The sequence below is a fragment of the Flavitalea plasmicola genome (assembly GCF_030546645.1).
Classification (GTDB): domain Bacteria; phylum Bacteroidota; class Bacteroidia; order Chitinophagales; family Chitinophagaceae; genus Puia.
In genome coordinates this window covers 588044-610432 of the sequence record NZ_JAUOTO010000003.1, presented here as the reverse complement: position 1 = coordinate 610432, position 22389 = coordinate 588044, and the positions used below count along the sequence as shown (strand labels likewise).

The 22389-nt window shown below is 53.4% G+C and carries 14 protein-coding genes; 9 read left to right on the top strand and 5 right to left on the bottom strand.

What is annotated here, in order from left to right:
- Positions 1–13: 13 nt before the first annotated feature.
- Genes hutH through purB form a run of 3 tightly spaced genes read left to right on the top strand, consistent with a single transcriptional unit; the run spans position 14 to position 4665 of the window.
- On the top strand, positions 14–1582 hold the full coding sequence (gene hutH / locus Q4E93_RS12540) for a histidine ammonia-lyase (protein WP_303585653.1): 1569 nt from the start codon (positions 14–16) through the stop codon (positions 1580–1582).
- A 1-nt stretch (position 1583) separates the two neighbouring features.
- Complete coding sequence (hutU, locus tag Q4E93_RS12535) at positions 1584–3269, top strand: urocanate hydratase (RefSeq protein WP_303585652.1); 1686 nt, start codon at positions 1584–1586, stop codon at positions 3267–3269.
- A gap of 46 nt (positions 3270–3315) precedes the next feature.
- The gene (gene purB / locus Q4E93_RS12530) at positions 3316–4665 is read left to right on the top strand and encodes an adenylosuccinate lyase (RefSeq protein ID WP_303585650.1); all 1350 of its coding nucleotides are present in this window, start codon (positions 3316–3318) and stop codon (positions 4663–4665) included.
- On the opposite strand, the gene Q4E93_RS12525 is transcribed toward purB, so the two are convergent.
- Positions 4662–7364: a T9SS type B sorting domain-containing protein gene (locus Q4E93_RS12525; RefSeq protein WP_303585648.1), complete on the bottom strand. Its 2703-nt coding sequence runs from the start codon at positions 7362–7364 to the stop codon at positions 4662–4664. The two genes, purB and Q4E93_RS12525, sit on opposite strands and share 4 nt — an antisense overlap.
- A 194-nt stretch (positions 7365–7558) precedes the next feature.
- On the opposite strand from Q4E93_RS12525, the gene Q4E93_RS12520 reads away from it, so the two are divergent.
- A complete protein-coding gene (locus Q4E93_RS12520; RefSeq protein ID WP_303585646.1) occupies positions 7559–11704 on the top strand; it encodes a LamG-like jellyroll fold domain-containing protein in 4146 nt (1381 codons plus the stop codon).
- 87 nt (positions 11705–11791) lie between these two features.
- A complete protein-coding gene (locus Q4E93_RS12515; RefSeq protein WP_303585645.1) occupies positions 11792–13114 on the top strand; it encodes a T9SS type B sorting domain-containing protein in 1323 nt (440 codons plus the stop codon).
- A gap of 35 nt (positions 13115–13149) precedes the next feature.
- Here Q4E93_RS12515 and Q4E93_RS12510 read toward each other — a convergent pair whose 3' ends face one another.
- A complete protein-coding gene (locus tag Q4E93_RS12510) occupies positions 13150–14898 on the bottom strand; it encodes a peptide chain release factor 3 (protein WP_303585643.1) in 1749 nt (582 codons plus the stop codon).
- Positions 14859–16358, bottom strand: a complete 1500-nt coding sequence (locus Q4E93_RS12505) for a polysaccharide biosynthesis C-terminal domain-containing protein (RefSeq protein WP_303585641.1) — start codon at positions 16356–16358, stop codon at positions 14859–14861. The genes Q4E93_RS12510 and Q4E93_RS12505 overlap by 40 nt, the downstream gene beginning before the upstream one ends.
- A 74-nt stretch (positions 16359–16432) precedes the next feature.
- On the opposite strand from Q4E93_RS12505, the gene Q4E93_RS12500 reads away from it, so the two are divergent.
- Positions 16433–17665, top strand: coding sequence for an alkaline phosphatase family protein (locus Q4E93_RS12500; protein WP_303585639.1), 1233 nt, complete (start codon positions 16433–16435; stop codon positions 17663–17665).
- A gap of 4 nt (positions 17666–17669) precedes the next feature.
- Here the strand turns inward: Q4E93_RS12500 and Q4E93_RS12495 are convergent, their stop codons facing one another.
- Positions 17670–18146: an LEA/WHy family protein gene (locus Q4E93_RS12495; protein ID WP_303585637.1), complete on the bottom strand. Its 477-nt coding sequence runs from the start codon at positions 18144–18146 to the stop codon at positions 17670–17672.
- A gap of 66 nt (positions 18147–18212) precedes the next feature.
- Here Q4E93_RS12495 and Q4E93_RS12490 point away from each other — a divergent pair, with 66 nt between their 5' ends.
- Both Q4E93_RS12490 and Q4E93_RS12485 read left to right on the top strand, forming a co-directional pair.
- A complete protein-coding gene (locus Q4E93_RS12490; protein ID WP_303585635.1) occupies positions 18213–19427 on the top strand; it encodes a DUF2252 domain-containing protein in 1215 nt (404 codons plus the stop codon).
- A 17-nt stretch (positions 19428–19444) separates the two neighbouring features.
- Complete coding sequence (locus tag Q4E93_RS12485) at positions 19445–20092, top strand: MgtC/SapB family protein (RefSeq protein WP_303585633.1); 648 nt, start codon at positions 19445–19447, stop codon at positions 20090–20092.
- Between the two features lie 31 nt (positions 20093–20123).
- On the opposite strand, the gene Q4E93_RS12480 is transcribed toward Q4E93_RS12485, so the two are convergent.
- Complete coding sequence (locus Q4E93_RS12480) at positions 20124–20999, bottom strand: aldose 1-epimerase family protein (protein WP_303585631.1); 876 nt, start codon at positions 20997–20999, stop codon at positions 20124–20126.
- Between the two features lie 124 nt (positions 21000–21123).
- Between Q4E93_RS12480 and Q4E93_RS12475 the strand changes: the two genes are divergently transcribed.
- Positions 21124–22386, top strand: a complete 1263-nt coding sequence (locus Q4E93_RS12475; protein WP_303585629.1) for an ABC transporter permease — start codon at positions 21124–21126, stop codon at positions 22384–22386.
- Positions 22387–22389 lie beyond the last annotated feature (3 nt).

The window sequence follows — 22389 nt, the reverse complement described above, 5'->3', positions numbered from 1 at the left end:
TTATTTTTGGCCGATGAATGAAAAGATCTTCCATTACGGCGAAGACGTCCTGGATATAGGGGCAGTGATGGCCCTGGCTGAAGGCAGCCGGAAAGGACAGCTTTCCCCTGGCGCCGTCGCCAAAGTGCTGGCCAGCCAGCAACATGTATCCGACATCGTCCAGCGCAATATTACGGTGTATGGTATCAACACCGGTTTTGGCATCCTGGCCGATACCAGGATCTCGGAGGAGGATACCCGTACGCTGCAGCATAAGATCCTCCAGAGCCACAGCGTGGGTGTAGGTGATCCGATCCCTTTGCCGATCGCGCGTATCATGCTCATTACAAAGATCCATGCCCTGGCCCAGGGTTTTTCCGGCGTCCGGCTGGAAACCCTGCAACGTATCAGCTGGCATATCGATAATGACGTCATTCCCGTGGTGCCCGAAAAAGGTTCGGTTGGAGCATCCGGCGACCTGGCCCCTCTCGCCCATCTTTTTCTGCCCCTGATAGGATTGGGAGAAGTATTTCACAAGGGTCTCCGGAGGCCGGCCCGGGAAGTGCTGGACCTGTTCGGGATCGCCCCTCTTCAGTTGGGTCCGAAGGAAGGGCTGGCCCTTATCAACGGTACGCAATTCATCCTGGCTTTTGCCGCCAGTGGCGTCCAGCGGCTGCATTATTGCCTGGAAGCCGCCGATATCATCGGCGCCATGAGCCTGGAGGCCCTCACAGGCACCAAGGCACCTTTTGATGAACGACTACACCGGCTGCGGCCTTTCGCCGGCACAACGCTGGTGGCCCAGCGGCTCCGGCTCCTGCTGAACAACAGCGCCATCATGCAAAGCCATGTGGATTGCGGTCGCGTACAGGACCCTTATTCCCTTCGTTGTATGCCCCAGGTGCACGGGGCCTCCCGCAATGCCTGGCAACATCTCCGAGCGCTCACCGAAACAGAGCTGAATGCAGTCACTGATAATCCTATCATTTTAGGGGCGGGCGATACGATCAGCGGGGGTAATTTCCACGGCCAGCCCCTGGCGCTGCCGTTGGACTATGCCTGTCTGGCGGCGGCCGAGATCGGAAATATATCGGACCGTCGGTGTTACCTGCTGCTGGAAGGTAAATGGGGGCTTCCGCTGCTGCTGATGAAAAATGTAGGGCTTAACAGCGGTTTTATGATCCCTCAATATACGACAGCAGCGCTGGTAACGGAGAATAAGACGCTTTGCTTCCCGGCCAGTGCCGACAGCATTCCCACCTCCCTGGGACAGGAAGATCATGTCAGCATGGGCAGTATCAGCGGACGCAAGCTCAGCCTGGTGCTGGATAATTTAGAATATATCCTGGCCATCGAGCTGATGAGCGCCTGCCAGGCCATTGAGTTCCGCCGGCCGCTGAGAAGCAGCGAAATACTTGAAGCCGCCCATGAATACGCCCGTAACTTTGTCGGGTTTGCCAGTGAGGACCGGATCTTTTCGGAAGATATTCTGCAATTGCGCACCATCATCCGGGATCATTCCTTTGTAAAGAAGGTGGATGAAGCCGCCACTGCGAAAGGCGTCGATCTGAACAGCACATTTGAAGCTTTTAAAATCATCTGACATGAGCACAACTACTTTCAGGCATTACGATCCAGTCAAATACAAAACACCTACGGGGTCTCAGCTGCAATGCAAAGGCTGGATACAGGAGGCTGCCCTCCGCATGCTGCTCAATAACCTGGACCCCGAAGTGGCCGAAAGGCCCGACGAGCTCATCGTATATGGAGGCCGGGGTAAGGCAGCCCGTAATTTCGAAGCACTGGACCTGATCATCAAAGCGCTGAAAGACCTGGAAGCAGATGAGACCCTGCTGGTACAAAGCGGTAAGCCAGTGGGCATTCTGCGGACACATCGCGACGCCCCCCGTGTACTTATCTCCAACTCGCAGCTTGTGCCTAAATGGGCGGATTGGGAGCACTTCGATGAGCTGGAAAAGAAGGGACTCATGATGTACGGCCAGATGACGGCCGGCAGCTGGATATACATCGGCAGCCAGGGTATTGTACAAGGCACCTATGAGACCTATGCCGCCGCCGCTGCCAAACATTTCAGCGGATCGTTGAAAGGCACGCTGAACGTCACAGCGGGCCTGGGCGGTATGGGTGGAGCGCAGCCACTGGCCATTACGATGAATGGCGGAGTTGCGCTGATCGCCGAAGTGGAGGAGTGGAGGATCGACAAGCGGGTGGAAACAAGGTACCTTGACATCAAGGTCCGCGACATAGACGAAGCGATCGACAAAGCCCTGGAAGCCAAAGAAAAAGGACAGGCGCTGTCCATCGGCGTCCTTTGCAATGCCGTCTTGCTGCTGGAGCGGATGATCCAACGCAATTGCATACCCGATACGCTGACGGACCAGACCTCTGCCCATGACCCCCTCATCGGCTACTGGCCGCATGAGATAAGCTATGAGCAGGCAAAAGTGCTCAGGACGGATAATCCGCAGGAATATATCGACTACGCTTACCGGTCCATGCGGCGCCATGTTGAATTGATGCTGGAGATGCAGGGACTCGGCGCGATCACATTTGACTATGGCAATAACCTTCGCGCCAGGGCTAAGGAGAAGGGCCTGGAAAATGCGTTTGATTTTCCAGGGTTTGTACCCGCCTACATACGTCCATTGTTCTGTGAAGGTAAGGGGCCGTTCCGCTGGGCAGCCCTCAGCGGCGATGCGGCTGACATCGCTGTCACGGACGAAGTGATTGCCGGCCTTTTCCCGGAAAATGCCAGCCTGCAGCGCTGGCTTCAGTTGGCGAAAGAAAAGATAGCTTTTCAGGGATTGCCTGCCAGGATCTGCTGGCTTGGGCAAGGTGAAAGGGAAAAAGCCGGTTTGGCCTTTAATGAGCTGGTCAGGCAAGGAAAGGTAAAAGCACCCATTGTCATCGGTCGCGATCACCTGGATACGGGCTCCGTGGCCAGCCCGAACAGGGAGACAGAGGCAATGAAGGATGGCAGCGATGCCGTTGCCGATTGGCCGTTGCTGAATGCCCTGCTGAATACGGCAGGAGGAGCCAGCTGGGTCAGTCTCCATCATGGCGGAGGTGTTGGGATGGGCTACAGCATTCATGCAGGCATGGTCATCGTTGCCGATGGGACAGCTGAAGCAGCCGCGCGTTTGGGACGCGTATTGCGCAACGATCCCGGACTGGGAGTGATCCGTCATGCCGATGCCGGATACGACATTGCACTGGACACTGCCCGCCGTTACCATCTGGACATCGGCGGCCGCCTGGGAGAGCGATAAATACGGATCATTTTTCTGTCCACGAGCAATACGTTAATTTCGCCATATGGAATTGAACTCATTGACCGCCATTTCCCCTATCGACGGCCGCTATCGCCACCAGGTGCAACACCTGGATGATTACTTTTCGGAATTTGCACTGATCCGCTATCGGGTGCTGGTGGAGGTGGAGTATTTCCAGTTCCTGGCAAAGCAAAAGCTTTTCCCCCTGTCCGCCGCACAGCGAAAGAGCCTGCAGTCGGCAGTGGAGAACTTCAGTCAGGAAGATGCACAGCTGGTGAAGAAGACAGAGAAGGTCACCAACCATGATGTGAAGGCTGTCGAATATTTTCTCAAAACAAAAATAGAGGAGACCGGTACGGGCGCTCCGGATATCCGGGAGTGGGTGCATTTCGGCCTTACCTCCCAGGATATCAATAATACGGCCATCCCGCTGTTGTGGAAACATGCCGTGGAATTTGAATATCTTCCCGGCCTGCTGAATCTGAAGAGACAGCTGCAGGTACTGGCTCGCGACTGGAAGGATGTGCCGATGCTGGCCAGGACGCACGGGCAACCGGCAAGCCCTACCCGCCTCGGGAAAGAGATCATGGTGTTTGTCGAAAGGTTGGAGAACCAGGTGGAGCTGTTCATCCAGGTGCCTTTTTCCGCCAAGTTCGGAGGGGCCACCGGTAACTTCAATGCACATTATGTCGCCTTCCCTAAGAAAGACTGGGTAAAGCTGGCGAATGGTTTTGTGGAAGGCACGCTGGGATTGCAACGCCAGCAATATACCACCCAGATTGAGCATTACGACAACCTGGCCGCCCATTTTCATGCCATGGAGCGGATAAATACCATCCTCATAGATTTTTGCCGGGATATATGGACCTATGTCTCCATGGATTACTTCTCACAAAAGACAAAAAAAGGAGAGATTGGCTCTTCCGCCATGCCTCATAAGGTCAATCCCATCGACTTCGAAAATGCCGAGGGCAATCTTGGTGTGGCCAATGCCCTGTTCGGGCATTTTGCGTCAAAGCTTCCTGTGTCCCGGCTGCAGAGGGATCTGACAGATTCAACCGTGCTGCGCAATATCGGCGTTCCTTTTGCCCACACCATCCTTGCCCTGAAATCGATCGAAAAAGGGCTGGAAAAGCTGGTGCTCAACCGGGCCCGCCTGGACAGGGACCTGGAAAACAACTGGGCCGTAGTAGCGGAAGCCATCCAGACCATTCTGCGTCGTGAGAATTATCCACAGCCGTATGAAGCATTGAAGGAGCTGACAAGAGGCAAGGGTGGCATCGACAAAGCATCCATCCATCAATTTGTCGAGAAACTGAAGGTCTCCCAGGCATTGAAGAAAGAGCTTAAAAGGATCACACCGCAAAATTATACCGGCATCAACCTTCCCTAGCGAATGAGCATGACGGTTCCCTTTCTAACAGCATCGCCGCAGAGCGCATGTGCCCTTATATAATATACGTAGGCGCCCGCCGGCTGCGGCTGTCCGTTGAAAGTGCCGTTCCAGCACTGGTAGGGGTCTTTACTGTAGTACACTCTTGCGCCCCACCTGTCGAAGATGGCCATTTCAAAATCGCCTACGTAGCCCCAGTATTTGATACCGAAGCAATCATTGTTACCGTCCCCGTTCGGAGTAAAGGCGCTGGCGACGGGGAAGCCGATGCTCCCGCCCGCCTTGCTCGCATAAAGCGCGATGCTATCCACGGAGGAGCACCCATTGGCGCCGGTGACCAGCACATAGTACCAGGTATTGCTGTCAGTGCGGGCGATTGGGTCCTGTTTGTAGGGATTGTCCAGCGTAGCCGCCGGGGACCATGTATATCGGATGCCGCCGGAGGCAGTTAGCTGTGCCTCGCCATAGATGCAGTCGATGTCATTGGACTTGTCAACGGAAGTGACTGGCAATTGCCCGACCGTGACCTGTATGGACAGCTGTGTCTGCAATGCGCAGATGCTGTCCCATCCCGTTACCTGGTAGGAAGTGGACGTGGATGGGGATACGACAATGAACCCGGAAGAAGGGTCCTGGGCGCCGATGTCAGCCGTCCACGTGTAACGATCTCCCAACGTCGGGTCGCCGCCTGTCACAGTCAGCCGGGTGGAGTCACCGACACAAATGCTGGGAGGGGCGGCCTTTACCCGAAAGACATCCGGGTATTTCACCTGTACGAGGGTGGAATCTTCTTTCGTACAGGCGTTGGCGGATGTAGCCTTCACATGAAAATAAGTGGAAGTGTCGGGAGTGACGAGTATTTGATCTGAGGTGAATGTACCCGGAGACCATTTGTATTGATAGGTGCCGGCGCCGGTGACCTTCAGATCTGCGGTCTGTCCAAGGCAGATCAGGGTGTCATTGCTCACGGCTATAGAGGGCGTATCCAGCATCGTAAGCCGGACCGTATCACTGACAGGGCAGAACTTGTGCCAGGCCGTTAGAATATAGCGGATGTCCAATTCCGGGCTCGCCACCGGACTGACCGCCGTCGTACCGGAAAGCCATGAGGAAGGCGTCCACTGAAGCGAATCCATATTCTGCACTGTGGAGGACAGCAGCAGGCTGGTGCCCTTACAAATGGACGTGTCGGCCCGGGTTGCGACGACGGGTAAGGAAACCATCTCCACATGAATAGAGTCATGACCAGCGCATCCGGCTGCATTCGTAGCTGTCAGGCTGTACTTTCCGGCGGCATGGACGGTGAAAGTGTCCAGGCTGGAGCCATCCTGCCATTGCAGGGGTAAGGTTGGACCGCTGTATCGCAGCACGACGCTGTCACCCAGACAAAGAGATGTGTCGGGAGGCAAGGTAACTTTAGGGCTGTCCAGCACCGTGATAGTCTGGCAAAGGGAGGTCTGGGTGGGTAGACCATCATCCATGATCATACTGACATGATAGGTGCCAGGCAGCGCATAGGAGATCACGGGTGGATTGATCTGATTGGATCCGGGAATGCTGGAGCTGCTGCAGCCCGGGAAGCGGATCCTGGAAAGCGTGTTGTTATAGGCGTTGGGCAGAAAACTGTACAGATCTCCTCCAACCCTGAATGGCGTGGAAAGGGAATGGGGGAATGTAAAGTTGCCGATATTGCCCATGTTGACGCCTGTAGGGATGCTGAGGATGTCGTTATGGAAGTCCAGCCTGACAACGGACTCAGCCGTGCCATCAGCGACAAGACCGATGATCTGGTCGCAGGACTGGATGATAGTGATATCGCGACCAGACTGGATGGCGCCGCTGGGATCCCCCAGGTCGACGGCCGCCGGCGTATTGTTCAGGAGACTGGCCCCGAAATCAAGCCGGATGATATGACCACCCAGGCCATTGGTAATGAAAACATGCCAGCTGCCGGCCGTGTTGAGGGCGAAGATGCCAGTGGGATAATTCATCAGGCCAAACCCGCCCAGGTTCACAGCAGTGGGGGGATTAGCGATACCGGTAGCGCCGAAGTCAAAACGGGTGACGGTATTGTTATTGGCATTGACTGTGAAGCCATGCCAATTGCCGCTCTCCCGGAATACATAAAGGTCGACAGCCTGATCCATATTGCCCAGGTTGCCCCAGTTGGTAGCTTTCGGGGTATTGGTGACACTGTTGCCGAAATCTACCTGCACCAGCTGGATATTGGTGTTGGAACAGGTGCACCCGCCGACGATCACTCCATACCAATGGCCATTGTCATTTACCATCTGGATACCTTCGGAGCCATAGCCCGGATTGAGGACGCCCATGTTACCAAAGCTGACAGCTGTAGGCGTATTCAACAGGCTATTGCCGAAGTCCAGCCGGACCAATGCGCCGGGATAGTGGTTGACCAGGAAGCCATAATAGTTGCCATTCTGTGAGACGATGTCCAGAAATACGGGTTGGGACAGCTGGTTGCTGATATTGCCCAGGTTGACGGCCTCCGGGACAGTATTCGGGTCTGCATCACAAAAACTCCAATAGAAAGAAGTACCGCCCGTAGAGGTGTTCTTAATAGTAATAGGTGTATTGGGGCAAACGACGGATGGCATGGTAAATCCGGGGATCTGTCCCATCAGGGAGCAGGTGGATAAGCAGCTAGTCAGTATCAGCAATAACAGTCTCGGGGCCATCTGGGGCCTAAAAATATATCAAAAACGCGTACATATTATCATATTTGATAAGTGTGTCGAAAATAGCAATAAGTGTGTCGATTTGGCCGTTTTTCGTGTCGGTTTGATTGTTATTCGGGTGCTCCAGGTTATCTCCGGGTTGACATATCCGGGATAATTCATTAGTTTTAGCCCTAACCCTTGTTCCCGTAGGCATGAAAGCGAAAATTCCCCGTGCTGTATCAGGCATAGCCTTGTTTTTTTTATTCTTTTCCTATTCCGGCGCCGGTCAGGACCTTACCACTGGTCTGCGGGCTTATTATCCATTTAATGGTAATGTAAACGACGCCACCGGGAATGGTTACAATGGCGTTTTGATAAATGGCCCCACGCTTACCACCGACAAGGCAGGCAATCCCAACGGCGCTTATAATTTCGATGGTATAGACGACTATATACAGATCCCCACCAGCACCGATATCAGCCCAACGGACGAGCTGTCTGTAGCGATGTATTTTTATCCCACCCGTCATCAGGTGGCGACCATGGTAGGAAAGGTCAACTATACCGACGGCCTGGGTATTCAATTCCAGGCAGCCATGGATTTTAGTCTATATCCGGGCATCATGTTTGGTGTGAACGCTGCAGCCACCGGATGTGCCGGTATACATTTGAACGACTCCTACACCAATTCCGGGACAGTATTTGCGCTGAATCAATGGCATTGTTTCGTTGCTACATTTAAAAAAGGTGTACATAAGCTTTACGTGGACGGAGTCTTGGTCAGCACGGTGAATGCTGGCTTTACAGACCTGAATCAATGCCCGCATGGCGCTATTCAAATCGGTTCGTGGTGGAGCGGCAACCCGTTGTTTTTCCAAGGCAAGATCGATGAAGTGCGGATCTACGACCGGGAACTAAGTGCGGCAGACGCCGCCGCGTTCTGCCCTTTGCAAACCTGCCCCACCCTGGCGGGAACACTCACTGGCAGCAATACCTGTAACAATGCCCCCGGCATGCTGACCTTCCATTCCAGTCCCGGCACCGGCACCGGTCCTTTCACTATCTCCTATTCAGATGGTACCAATGTCTATTCACAACCCAACGTAAAGGACGGAGAGCCTTTTGCCGTACAGGTCCAGCCAACGGTCCCCACTGTCTATACGCTGCAATCCATCCAGGACAACAGCGGCTGTGCCCCCACGACAGCGCCGCCTGGCGTTACAGCCACCATCAATCCGGGCAGTTGCAGCTTATGCACAGGCGCCTTGGGGGACCCCATCGTCAATGTCGACTTCGGCACCGGCCCGGGAAACTCCCCGCCCCTGGAAACAGCTGTGCCGGGAGCCACCACGATCAATCTTACTTATGTTCCCGTCAGCGGCAACCCCGCCCTCCCGACTCCGCTGGATGGACAATATACCATCACCAACAATGTGCCTGTTAACGGCGCATGGTTTTCCGGCGCCGCCGACCATACACCGAATGACGTGGACGGATATATGCTTTTTGCAAATGCCGGGGTCAACCCGGGCGAGTTCTTCCGGCAAAAAGTGACCAACCTCTGTGGAGGCGGCAAGTATGAATTCGCCGCATGGTTCGGCAATGCGGATAATCCGGCTGTGCTCAACGCCATCCTGCCCGACCTCACCTTCATCGTGCAAACGGAGGATGGCACCGTCCTCGACGCGTATAACTCGGGCCCGGTGCCACAGTCATCTGTCTGGACCTGGCGGCAATACGGATTCTTCTTCACCCTGCCCTCCGGAGTAAGCACTGTGGTCATCAGGATACTGGATAACAACCCTGGCGGGACAGCCCAGCCGGGCAATGATTTTGCCATCGACGATATCACCTTCCGCCCCTGCGGCCCTGCCACTACCTCTTCCTTTTCGGCTGCCACCCCCCTGACACAGCTGAAGATTTGTGAAGGTGGAGGAGCAACGCTATATGGGACGCTTTCAGCGGGATATCCCAATCCTCAGTACTTATGGCAGGTGAGCGCCGACAGCGGGAAGACCTGGACCGATATACCCAATTCCAATGCGGTGCAGTTGCCTGTCACGGCCCCCGTGACAGGGCAAGCCGTGGATTATTATTATCGTATGCTGGCGGCGGATGGGAATAACATCCAATCCCCCGCCTGCCGGGTAGCGTCCAATGTCAGCATCCTGACGACGAGGGCGCTTCCGAATGCGGATTTTGTCTTTATCCAGCAGGTCTGTTCACCCCTCCAGGTGAAATTTTCAGGCGTCGCACAGTCAGGGTTAACCTATACCTGGAATATCGAAGGCGTGGACCATATTGTGGCGGGATCTCCGGATCTCCCTTATATTTTTACAAGTCCCGGGACCTATCCTGTGATGTTGAAAATTACAGACGGCACCTGCTCCAACAGCGCTATGAAAACCATTGCCGTGCAGGTGCAGCCCTCCGAGCTCATCCATACAGGAGATACCACCCTCTGCGCGGGCCTGCCTGTCCCTTTATCTACCAAGCCCGTCCTCGAGTTTTGCTGGAGTCCCACCGACTACCTGGACAATCCGGCATCACCTAGTCCCGTGGCAACGCCCCCTGTCACCACCAAATATTATTTCACGGCCAGGGTCACCGGTGCAAACCTGGTCGCCAACGGAGATTTTTCAGCTGGCAATACAGGGTTCACTTCCGACTATACCTACACCCAGGTTAACCAGGGTCCGGCAGAATATTTAGTAGGTAAAAATCCATCGATATGGAATCCCGGCATGTTTGCTTGTACTGATCATACCAGTGGGGCCGGGAATATGCTGATGATCAATGGAGCACAGCAGCCGAACGTAAATGTCTGGTCACAGACGGTCACCGTGACCCCGAATACCGATTATGCTTTTTCCGCCTGGCTCGAGAACATCACTACGGTGAACCCTTCCATCCTTCAATTCTCCATCAACGGGCATCCGCTGGGCAATCTGCTTACGGCCAATGTCAACAGCTGCGTCTGGGATCAGTATTACACCGTTTGGAATTCAGGCAGCAACACGACGGCTGTCATCTCCATCGTCAACCAAAATATGGTGTTCTCAGGCAATGACTTTGCGTTGGATGACATTTCATTCAGCCCGGTGGCGCTGCAGCGGGATTCCGTCACGATCACGGTCAGTCCGCTGCCTGATGTGCAGGCCAGGCCCGACACTTCCGTCTGCCCGGGTAAGTCCGTCCCTTTGCAGGTGACGGGAGCCGCCATTTATTCCTGGACGCCGGCATCCACCCTGTCGGATCCGGCCAGCGCCAGCCCTGTGGCCACACCGGATGTCACGACAGAATACATCGTAAAAGGTACTTCCCTGGAAGGCTGCAGTGCCAATGACACCATTGACGTAGCATTGTACTATCCGCCCTATATCAGGATCAGCTCCGACACGGCCATTTGCAGCGGCGACAATATCCACCTGCATGTCGAGGCCGGCTCCGGAGCCTCTTTCTCATGGTTGCCGGTGGCTTTGCTGGATGATCCGACCAGCGCTGCGCCGGTCGGCACGTTGTCGCTGGATACGATGTTTCGGGTGTCCATCACCGATGGCAACGGCTGCATCGAACAGGATTCCGTCAAAGTATTTATCCGGCCTGCACCGGTCTTTGTACAGCCGCTGGACCTGCCGGTCTGCGAAGGGTTCTCCGGCGTCCTGGGGCGCAACGATTATATACATTATGTCTATTCCTGGTCACCCGCCACTGACCTGGACGATGCTTCTTCACCCCGTCCCATTGTGACGCCCTCTGCCTCCAGACAGTATACGGTGCATATCTCGGACTCCACCTGTCCCCGTTATAACAGCGATTTCTTTGTCAATGTCAATGTGAAGCCCAACCCGGTGGTCAAAGCGTCTAAGGCCCATGACATAGACTGCTCGCAGCCCACCACGCAGCTGAATGCAACCGGTGGCGTCACTTATTCCTGGTTCCCTTCCATGGGTCTCAGCGACACCTCCAGCGCCAATCCCGTTGTCAGTATCGACAGCACTATGAAATATTATGTGAAAGGCACTGCCTTCGACGAGTGCTACGCTTACGATTCCGTGACAGTTCATGTCAAAAACATCGGTCCGAATCTTTTTGTCGTCCCCAATGCCTTTACTCCGAACGGGGACGGACACAATGACTGCTATGGCATCCAACGATGGGGAGAAGTGGAGGTGGAAGAATTTTCCGTATTCAACCGGTGGGGTGTACGTGTCTTTACTACCCGGAATCCAGCGCAGTGCTGGGATGGGAATTTCAACGGGCATCCCCAGCCGGCAGGCGCCTATGTCTATGTCATCAGGGCAAAGACTTTCTGCGGACCTGTGACCCGGATGGGAAATCTTACACTGGTGAGATAAAGCCGCCTTGGCGGCATGCCTTGCATTTTTTGAAATTTACTAATAAATCGGTAGTTTAGTATTGCCCTTATTGCCTGTCCTCCAGGCATGAAACCACAAAGATTTCCCATAAGGGCGTGTGCAGCTGTGCTTATCCCATTCCTTCCGTATTACGGCATAGGTCAGGGCATACGTTTCCATCCATCTCCCGGCCTCATCCATACCGGGGACACAACCATCTGTGCGGGCAAACATGTTAAGCTATCTGCGACGCCTTTGCAGGACTATTACTGGTCGCCCATAAATGATCTGGATAGCCCTGCATCAGCCAACCCGACAGCCACCCCTTCCGTCACCACGACCTATTATTTTACCGCCAGGTTCATAGGCGCAAACCTCATCGTGAACGGGGATTTCAGCAATGGCAACACCGGATTTACATCCCGTTATGACTATGAGCCCGTGAACCGCAGTGAAGGGCAATACTTCGTCGGCGCCAACCCACATCGCTGGAACCAGTCTTTGGCTCCCTGCGGCGATCACACAAGCGGCAGCGGCAATATGATGATGGTGAATGGCAGCCCTGATGCCGGCACCAGCGTATGGACGCAGAAGGTCGACGTGCAGCCGAATACCGATTTTATATTTTGCAGCTGGATCCAATCCTTTACATCCTCGAACGTTGCGGTCCTGCAATTTTTCATCAACGGGACACCGCTGGGAAACGCCGTCACTGCCGGCGCAGCCTGTACCTGGCAACAGCTGCAACGCACCTGGCATTCGGACGGCAGCACGGTGGCGATCATAAGCCTGGTGAATCAGAACACTCTCCTGTGGGGCAATGATTTTGCACTGGATGACATTTCATTCATACCCATCACTGTGTTAAGGGATTCGGTGACGATCGCAGTAGACAGCAATCCCATTGTCAGGGCGGGAAAAGCGCATGACATCGACTGTTACCATCCGACCACCGGGCTGAATGCCTCAGGAGCGTCAACGTATACGTGGTACCCTGCCGAAGGCCTCAGCGACACGGATGCAGCCAATCCCACTGTCAGCATCGGGAACACTACGACCTACACTGTCAAAGGTGTCAATGGGGACGGATGCTATGGCCTTGATACGGTGACTGTCAATGTCGGGGTTGCAGGGAAAGATCTTTTTGTGCTCCCCAATGCCTTTACCCCAAATGGGGACGGCCACAACGACTACTTTGGCATCCAGAGATGGGGAAAAGTGGAGGTCGAGGAGTTTTCCATATACAGCCGGGCGGGAGTCCGCGTCTTCACTACCCATGATCCGGGCAAAAGCTGGGACGGCAGTTTCAACGGACATCCTCAGCCAGAGGGAAACTATATCTATGTCATAAGGACAAAGACCTTTTGTGGCCCAGTCACCCGCACCGGCAACCTTACACTGATAAGGTAACGATCGACAGTCCGAAGCCTGAACGGAAAGACCTGCTACTTGTGTATTTCTGAAGTAAAATGGAATTCGATAGCCGGGTTATTAGTCCTTTCGGTATTCAGGAACCATTCGCTCTGGGCCAGGTAGACGATGTAGCCGTCTTTGTCCTCTGCGATATTAGCGTGTTTAAACCGAGTGAACTCCTCCAGCTTTTTGGGATCGGCGCTGGTGATCCAGCAAGCCTTATAGAACGGCATTGCGTTGAACTGGACCGAAGCGCCATATTCATGCAGCAGGCGATATTGGATCACCTCGAACTGCAATTCGCCCACGCAGCCGATGATCTTCTTATTGCCGCCATATTGGGTAAATAGCTGGGCGACACCTTCATCCGTGAGCTGCAGCAGCCCTTTCTCCAGTTGCTTGGTCTTCATAGGGTCCTTGTTCACTACTTCCTTGAAGATCTCCGGTGAAAAGGATGGGATGCCTGTAAAGAAGAAATCCTCCCCTTCCGTGAGGGTATCTCCTATCTTAAAGTTACCGGTGTCGAACAGCCCTACCACATCGCCCGGATAAGCAGCATCGATGACATCCTTATCACGTGCGAGAAAAGTATAGGGATTGCTGAAGCGTACGTCCTTGTCCAACCGTACATGGTGAAAATATTTATTCCTTTCGAACTTTCCGCTGCAGACCCGGAGGAATGCAATCCGATCCCTGTGCTTGGGGTCCAGGTTGGCATGGATCTTAAAGATAAAGCCGCTAAACTTATCTTCTTCCACATCCAGGTGCCTGGTGGAGGTTTCGCGGCTGCGGGGTGTCGGGGCGATCCGGATAAAAGTGTCCAGCATTTCCCGTACCCCAAAGTTATTGATGGCGCTGCCGAAGAAAACGGGTGCTACCTTGCCGCCAAGGTAGTCGTCCACGTCCAGTTCACCATGGACACCGTCCACCAGCTCCACGTCTTCCCGCAACGTCGCGGCGTCCTTTTCCCCCAACCGCTCTTCCAGGAGCGAACTATCCAGGCTATCGATACGCAGGGTATCCTCATCTGCTGCTTTTGTATTGGCAGTGAACAGGACGAGGTTCTTATCATAAAGATTGTAAACACCTTTAAAATCCTTTCCGCTGTTGATCGGCCAGGTCATGGGGTGCAGCTGGATATTCAACTCTTTTTCGATTTCTTCCAGGAGGTCAAAACGGTTCTTCCCATCCCGGTCCATTTTATTGATGAACACGATGACGGGGGTATCCCGCATACGGCATACTTCCATCAGACGGCGGGTCTGGGCTTCCACCCCGTTGACGCTGTCGATGACCAGGATGACGCTGTCCACGGCCGTAAGGGTACGGTAAGTGTCTTCAGCGAAATCTTTGTGACCGGGGGTATCCAGGAGGTTCACCAGCATGCCTTTATATTCGAAGCTCATCACGGAGGTGGCCACGGAGATACCGCGCTGCCTTTCAATCTCCATAAAATCGCTGGTCGCATGCTTTTTGATCTTGTTGCTTTTTACTGCCCCGGCAGTCTGAATGGCGCCGCCAAAAAGGAGGAATTTCTCCGTCAGGGTCGTTTTACCGGCATCGGGGTGGGATATGATGGCAAAAGTCTTGCGCTTATTGATCTCGCTGCTATATCGTGTCATTCGGTATATATGTCTTTTCAATGGTCGAAGGCAGTCGTTGCTTTCGTTCCATTGGGCGGCAAAAGTACGAAATTTTGGGGAACCGGACAGGCCACCCTGTCCGCATTGATGGCCATTGGTCACCTGATCAGGTGAAGTCTCTTTTTGATGGTATGCCATACGGGCAATATGTCGTCGGAGAGGCGTAGTGTCAGCACGCCCGTGCCAAAAATGCCGATGAACACAGCGCTTCTGAGTACCAGCCAGATAAAACCATGATGGGTATCAAAAAGGAGATAACAGACCAGGTATCCCGCGAGGGCCAGGAGAAGGGTATAAACGGTTTTGCGGGTGAAGGGCTGCATGCCGAACTTCCTGTACAGGAAGAGAAAGCGGATACCGTTGTAAATGGAGAAGGTGACGAGGTCGGCGATGGCCGGCCCGATGTAACCCAATGCTTTTGTCAGGAAATAATTCGCCGGCAAGGTAAGGATCGTGAGCACGATGCCCGTAAAGAAGTCAAAACGCCAGAATGTCGAAGTGCCGATGATCTGCGTATTCACGCCGGTGCCCATATCCACGACCCTGGTCAACCCGATATAAAAGAAGACAGACCGTGCCAGCAGGTAGTCATCCTTTAAGTTGAACGTACGCACTCCGTCCGTGAAATTAAGCCATATCAGGACGAACATGCCGGCAGAAAAGATCAGCTGGTTGATGGAGGAACGCTGATAGATGCGGTTGATCCTTCCATAGTCTTTGTCCTTCCATGCACGGGACAACGGGCCTATGCTGGCGGCGATCACGCTGCGCTGGATGGCCTGGATCAGACTTCCGACATAGAGGGCCAGCATGTAGATCCCGACAAAGCGCATGCCATCCGTGACTACAGCGCCAATGACGAGCTGCGCGAAGTAAAAAGAGATATTGAACAGCACCTGGCCGGTCCATACCAGGCTGACCTGGGCCAGGATCTTTTTAAAGAATTTTTTGGTGACCCTGCTGACATGGAATGTAAAGTGCAGCTGGCGTTTTATCATCAGGTAACCCAATAAGCTCAGGGCCAGCAGCGGGTATGTCCAGGCATAGATCTTTATGACCGCGTCAAAATTATGCAGGGCGCCCGCCAGGAACAAAACGATGAGCACAAATGTGAAAAGACGGAACTGGATCTCCCGGAAATAGGTGGTCAGGACGGACTTTTTCAGCTGCCATGCAAAAGCTTCCAGGATCGAATAGAACGTAAGCCCTAATCCAAAAGGGAATGTCCAATAATAATACGTGACTAGATCGGGGGAGTTCCTGCTATAATTTTCTACCACGAAGTCTTCGAAGAAGATGCCTCCGGATATGACAAGGAGGAAGCCGACGAAGCTGGCGACGAGCGCCCAGGTCATCATGTCATTTTTTTCCGGAGGGAGATTATCGTTGTAGTAAGGATAGAATTTATAGACATAGGCATGCATACCCAGGCTCGCCAGGGGGAACATGATATTGGCAAGCGACATAAAGATAGTTATCAATCCGTATTGGGCCGCCGAGAACTCTTTTGTCAGCAGGAGCGTATTGAGGGCACCCAGCGCAAAGCCTATGTAAACGATGCCAGAAGAAATGATGCTCTGCCGCCGGATGGTGCTCATGCTGCAAATATAAATTAATGACCTGATAATGCCGGACTGCTTATTTTTGACGAAAATTTCTTAACACGGCAGATATGAAACACATCCTCGTTTTAATCGCGATGGCAACGTTGGCCCTCCACGCAGTGGCGCAGCCGAAAAAGAAAAAGGTCGTCTTCATCATTGCCGATGGCATTCCGGCCGACGTACTGGAGAAAGCGCATGTATCCTTTCCCGAACAGATCGGACGGCGGGACGGGTATAAGCGTGCTTTTGTCGGCGGGGAGCGGGGAGGTTATTCGCAGACGCCGACCATTTCCGCCGTGGGATACAATAGCCTGCTTACAGGCGTGTGGGTGAACAAGCATAATGTTTGGGACAACGATATCAAGGAACCCAATTATCATTACCCTACCATCTTCCGGCTCCTGAAAAAGGCTGACAGCACCAAAAAGATCGCCGTATTTTCCACCTGGTTGGACAACCGCACCAGGCTGGTGGGCGAATCCCTGCCGCAGACAGGCAATATTAAGGTGGATTATCATGCCGACGGGCTTGAGCTGGACACCGTCAACTACCCTCACGACAAACAAAGTCAATATATTCATGCAATTGATGAAAAAGTAACGGAAGAAGCGGAGAAATGCATCCGGGAGCAGGGACCAGACCTCACGTGGCTTTACCTCGAATACACGGACGACATGGGGCACAAGTATGGAGACAGCCCGGAACAGAAAGAGGCCGTAAAGTACACCGACAAGCAGATAGGTAAGATCTGGAGCGCCCTGCAGTACCGGCAGCAGCAGTTCAGGGAAGACTGGATGATCGTCGTCACGACGGATCATGGAAGGGATTCCATCACAGGCAAGGGACATGGAGGGCAGTCGGAAAGAGAGCGTACCACCTGGATCGCAACGAATGCCAAAGACCTCAATCACTATTGGCGCGACTATACGCCTGCCATCGTGGATATCATGCCTACCATCGCACGATTTATGGATATCAACATTCCCAGGGAAAACCAGCTTGAGACGGACGGCGTGCCCCTGATCGGAAAAGTTTCCGTGGCCTTACCCGTGGTGCGCCTGGATAACAACAAGCTGGATATACGCTGGAAGTCCTTCGACAAGGATGGATCGGTAAAGATCTGGCTTGCCAGGACCAATGATTTTAAGACAGGTGGTAAGGATGATTACAAGTTACTGGCGGAAGTGCCGGCAGGCCAGCAGTCGGCGGCATTTGGAATAGGCTCCTACCCTTCTGCTTTTTATAAGGTGGTGCTGGAAGGGACCTACAATACAGTGAACCGGTGGATCATGGTGAAGTGACCTTTCAATAATCTCCCTTTAAAAGTGCATTCAGGTCTTCCTTGCCCTCGTAGTGAAAAGGCCGGCTGAAAGGAATAGCGCCTTTCTTCAGATGTATTCTTCCGTCCAGGGTCACCGTCACCTGCCTGTCCAGGAAGATCTGGATGGCATTGCCCAGGAGGCCCTGAAGGTTCACCTGCATGGTTACAGGGACATAGAATGTATCCTTTTTCGGAATGAGGACAGTGGAATCCAGCACGGAATGTCCGGCCGGTTTGCCGTTGAGCATCACGTCCATTTCCGCACCTTTGAGCTGCAGGCCATAAGAGTTGGGATTGTAGAATTTCAGGGTAGTGCCAAGGGTCGCCTGCTGTCCTTCGCCCCTGCCGAAGCGCAGATCCTGAAATCCGTAATACTCAGGGGCTTGCGGTTGCCGGCAGCCAGTCATCAGTCCTGCCAGAACCAGGATAATGAGGAATATCTTATAATTGGTACGCTGCATAAGGCTGTAAGATACGTGGATTTACGAATTCCTGAATAATACCTATCTTTCTGAAAACAAACCATCGTGGCCACTATTGCACAAAGGGTCAAAGCGTTCAACGACGACAGGCTTCCCGCCTATACGGCCCTGAAATATCAGCAGATGGCGCAAAACCCCTTCCGCTTCCTCCGCGGCACCTGTCACCTGTTTTATGAAGACCTGCAAAGGAGTGATGCCCTTCCCCAATACCCGCTGAGCTGGATCTGCGGGGACCTGCACCTGGAAAATTTCGGGAGCTATAAGGGCGACAACCGCCTGGTCTATTTCGATATGAATGATTTTGACGAGGGCGCGCTGGCGCCCGCTGTATGGGAGCTCGCCCGGATGGTGACGAGCATTTGCTCCGGTCTGGGCTCCCTGGGCATCAGCAAAAAAGAGTCCAGGCGGATGGCCGTTCTGTTCCTGGACAAGTACAGCGAAACGCTGGCAAAAGGGAAATCGCGTTATATCGAACCCCGCACGGCAAATGGCATTGTGCGGACATTCCTGGATAAGGTCTGCGAGCGCAGGCAGAAGGAACTCATCCGCCAGCGGACGGTGGAAAAGAACGGAAAGCTTGCACTGCGGATCGACAATATCCGCTTCTTTCCCCTGGAAAAGTCCTTAAGGAAAGAGCTGGCGGCTCATCTGCAGAAATGGACCAGGGATGAGTCGTTGCTACGAAAGCCCCATGAGGTGGTGGATGTCGCTTTCCGCATAGCCGGCACCGGTAGCCTGGGAGTCCATCGCTATGTCTTTCTCGTACGGCAGATGAAAAACCCCGATAAATATCTGCTGATCGATATGAAACGGGCCATGCCTTCCTGTCTTCAGGGCCGGATTAACATTACCCAACCATCCTGGGCCTCCGAGGCCGAGCGGGTCGTTGCAGTGCAGCAGCGGATGCAGAATGTCTGTCCCGCCTTGCTGGGAACCACCCGCTTCCGGGACGACTTTTACGTGGTGAAGGAGATGCAGCCCACAGCGGACAAGATCAATTTTACGCTGTTGCGGGACAGTCCCCGGGACATCGAATGCGTGGTCATCGACATGGCGCTGTTGACGGCCTCGGCCCAGCTGCGCAGCGCAGGCCGGCAGGGGTCGGCATTGCCGGACGACCTCATCGCCTTTGGTGCGGACCATCACTGGCAGAATGGGGTCATAGCATATGGGGTCGCCTACGCGGAGCAGGTCAAAAAAGATTACAAGGATTATTTTGCCGCTTATAAGGCCGGATATTTCTCACCGGCCGCCGGCTGACATAAAACAAAATAACTATGCTATCTACTGAAGAGATTGCCTGGAGATTGGTCCTGGCGGTGGTGGTGGGAGGCCTCATCGGGGCCGAAAGAGAATACAGGAGCAAGTCTGCCGGGTTCAGGACATTGACGCTCATTTGTCTTGGCGCCGCTCTCTTTACAATCCTATCGGAATTGATCGGGGCCGTCCATGCGCCCGAAAGGATCGCATCCAATGTAGTGGTGGGCATCGGATTTGTAGGTGCGGGAGTGATCTTCCGTGGAGAACCCACGAATAGCAAGGTCAACGGTATCACTACAGCAGCCATGATCTGGGTGACGGCAGCCCTGGGCATGGGCATCGGCGCCGGATACAAGCTGATCTCCTGTATGGCCTGTCTGTTGGTGCTGCTCGTTATCCTCACCTTCAGCATGCTGGAAGGATGGATCGAAAGGGTGAACCAGATACGCAATTATAAGATCATCTGCGCCTTCGAGAATGAAACGCTTCACCGGTATGAAGACCTGTTCCGGGGGCATCACCTCTCCTTCAAACGCAGCCGGCAGTCCAAGACCGATACAGGCATCATCACCGGCGAGTGGGTGGTGCAAGGCTCGGAAAAGGATCATCGTCATTGTATCCATGAGATCCTCCGCGATCCGGCAGTAAAGGCTTTTGAATTCTAACGGGGCACGAAAACCGTCAGAAACGATAGATTTAATACAACGTCACGGCCCAGATCCTTTCGAAAGTCTCTCCCGGAGCCAGCCTTTGTATCCCTTCCTTATCTTCCATTTCCTGATCCGAATCCACGCTGTCAGCAATGCCGCACCAGGGTTCTATGCAAATAAAATCAGCCTTTTCATTTTTTGCCGACCAGATACCCAGGTAAGGGAAGTCGGTGAAGTCAAAGTCCAGGCCATGCCGGCTTCGGCGGGATTTGAGACTGACGGTGGTAGAGGCCAGGTTTTTAAACACCAGGGCATCGCTGGAGAACAGGTCCCTGGTGATGGGCATGATATTCGTGTTGTCCAGGATAGGCTGGGGTGTCGTTTCAATCAGTCCTTCTTTGGAGATGGGCCACCTGTTGGCCGTTTCTTTCTGCTCGAACTCCAGGAAATAGTCAGTGTAAGTGGTCCTTTCGGCCAGGGGCACTCTGAAAGCGGGATGACCGCCGATGGAGAAGTACATTTCTTCCCCTGAATTATTCTTGACATTGTAAGTAGTGGCGAGTCCATTGGGCGCCAGCTGATAAATGACCCGTAACTCGAAGTCAAAAGGATATTTGGCGCGGGTGGTCTCATTGCTTTTCAACAGCAGGGTAAGACCATCCTTGCTCTGTTGCTCCACGGCAAACTCCATATCCCTGGCAAAACCATGACGGGGGAGCGTCCAGGTCTTGCCTTTATATTTCCAGGTATTCTGGCGCAGCGTGCCTACGATGGGGAAAAGCAACGGAGAATGCTTGCCCCACACATTGGGATCGCCGCCCCATAGATATTCCATTTGCAGCCCCTTATGATAAATGCTTGTCAATTCCGCTCCTTTCGCGTTGATGGTAACTTTCAGATTCTGATTCTCAATATTGAGCATGAAAGATCTTTTTTTAGGTTGTAATTCGAATGGTATTTTAAGATGCAATATTAATGGTTTTTGTCGTTGCCAGGTGTCTCCGAATATGTATATTCGAATTATGTTTGCGTATAAAACCCAGCGTTTGTTCCGGTTTCTGTTCCGACACCGGGAGATCGCATGGACCAGCTTCAGGATGGCCTTGCAGGAATTCCGTTCCAATAAGCTCCGGACCTTCCTGTCCCTGCTGGGAATAACCTTCGGTATCTTCTGCATTATCAGTGTGTTGTCTACTATCAGCAGTATGCAGCTGGCGGTGAAAAATGACATCAAATCCCTGGGAAATAAGACCATTTATATTGATAAATGGCAATATGGCGGGGGGCCGGACTTCCCCTGGTGGAAATACATCAAACGGCCTGTGCCAAAGATCGAAGAGATGAAATTATTGCGGTTAAAGGTGCCTGATGCCCCCCATATCGACTTTGAGATCGAGATGCAGTCCAATGTCGATTACCAGGACAATTCCCTGACGGGGGTGAATTTTTACGGGAATACGGAGGATTTCGACAAGATACAACAGATCATCATCGGCCATGGGCGGTATTTCCAGCAGTCGGACTTCGATCGCGGCACACCGTATATCGTAATGGGTAATTCCATTGCCGAGAAATTGTTCGGCAACCCGGAGAAAGCCGTGGGCAGCGTGGTAAAGCTGAAGGATGGCCGCTCGGCCACCGTCATCGGGCTCATACAGAAACAAGGGAAAAGTCTCTTAGGAGGATGGGATTATGACAACAGCGTTTTATTTACCTATGCTTTCCTCCGGCAGCTGGTGAGAGAAGAATATGCCAATCCCAAGATCCTGGTCCAGGCCGGGGAAAATATCTCCGTAGAAGCGCTGAAAGATGAGCTAAAGGGTGCCATGCGATCCATCCGGAAGCTGAGCCCTACCCAGGAGGATAATTTCGCCCTGAACGACATCGACAGCCTTAGTAAGTTCTTCGACCCCATCTTTTCCGGAATGAACATCGGCGGATGGGCGATCGCGGCTTTGTCGCTGGTGGTAGGAATGTTCGGAGTAGCCAATATCATGTTCGTTACCGTGCGGGAGCGCACCAGCCAGATCGGGTTGAAAAAAGCCATCGGGGCAAAACGGAATGTCATCATGATGGAGTTCCTGCTGGAATCCGCCTTCCTTTGCATCATCGGCGGATTGATTGGGCTGGCGGCAGTGTTCATTCTCACCCTGGTGTTCTCTTCCATGCTGAGCTTTAATGTCTTCATCCCCCTGGATATTATCGGGCTGGCCATCGGCATTTGCCTGTTTACAGGTATTTCTGCAGGGATCATTCCAGCCTTTATTGCCGCAAGGATGGATCCGGTGGTGGCCATACGATCGAAATAAGTA